Source organism: Stutzerimonas sp. LR2 (assembly GCF_055755175.1).
On sequence record NZ_JBVTRR010000033.1, the window covers coordinates 1 to 1,245 of the forward strand.

1 protein-coding gene is annotated in these 1,245 nt (G+C 47.7%); it reads left to right on the top strand.

Going from position 1 to position 1,245, the window contains the following annotated elements; all coding sequences use genetic code 11:
- Nucleotides 1–321 precede the first annotated feature (321 nt).
- Nucleotides 322–1,065: a DsbC family protein gene (locus ACVRRC_RS21805; protein ID WP_472533491.1), complete on the top strand. Its 744-nt coding sequence runs from the start codon at nucleotides 322–324 to the stop codon at nucleotides 1,063–1,065.
- Nucleotides 1,066–1,245 lie beyond the last annotated feature (180 nt).

Below are 1,245 nucleotides of genomic sequence, written 5' to 3' on the forward strand. Positions count from 1 at the left end.
TCTTTCATTCTGGGTGTCGTTGCTATTTATATTAAATGAGACTAAAATTATCAATGCATGGCAACCATACCGCAATTTTACCAATGCTGACATTCAATGTGTGACTTACCCCTCGCGTTGGATAAACCCCACTCAGACAATTTGGTAAATGGATTCATGCGCAAGGCCGTTCTCCCTCGAACGGCCTTACCCTTTTCTTTGACACTCCCTCCCAAAAGAAACAAAACAACCACCCGTTTTCGGCCTCGTTTTGCTGCCCTTTTCGCTGTCAATCCGTCTTTGCACCATTGAAAATGTAGCCTCATTCACAGGAGCACTCCAATGACGCTACGCAAAAAAGTATTATCCCTGATTTTGTCCGCCAGCTTCGCCACATCCGCTTTTGCCAGTGTAGATGTGAACGCGGATACTGTGTTTAACAACAAAGCCTTTATGAACGCACCGAAGGACAGCAAAGACGTTAAGCGTTTCGTTGTGCCAACCAACGGCATAATTGCGCTGGAAGTTGACGGCAAAGTCAACCTGTTGTCGTCAAATGGCCGGTACCTGTTCAAAGGCACGATGTACGATACCTGGGCGAAGAAAGACTTGACCACGCTTGACGATATCACCAAATACGCAAGCATCATTCCGATCAAAGAGTTGAAGCTGAACATCGCTGACTTACAACCTGCCGTCTGGGGCGACGGACCGAAAAAAGTCATTTTATTCACTGATCCGAACTGTGCGTATTGTGCCGCAGCCCTGAATCAGCTGGCTGATCTCGATCCGCACGAATATACCGTTAACGTACTGTCTCTGGGAGCCCTAGGCGAACCAAGCCAAATCCGCAATAAAGAATTGTTCTGTGCATCCGATCGCTATCGTGCCGACCGCGCCATCATCGCGCATGAAAAAACCAAATTTGACCAGGTCAAAGACTGTGACTTACAGGCATTGGCCCGCCGCACGATCACAGCTCAGGTATTAGGTGTCAGTATGGTGCCATTCATCATTCGTGATGACGGTGTCTTCAGTATTGGCGCACCTAAGCAGGGTCTGAAAGCTTTCCTGGCTGGTCAATAAGTTCTTCTTTCTGTGGGGTTAGAATGAGCGAATCAATCATCATACAGCGTTTGAAGTCTATCAAACGCTTCTCGGATGTGTGCCCTGTCCGGGCATACGATGAGAAAAACCATATTTTCCTCTGCGACAATAAATATATCGGATTCGGCTTCCTTTGCCGTCCGCTGTCCGGTACCAGTG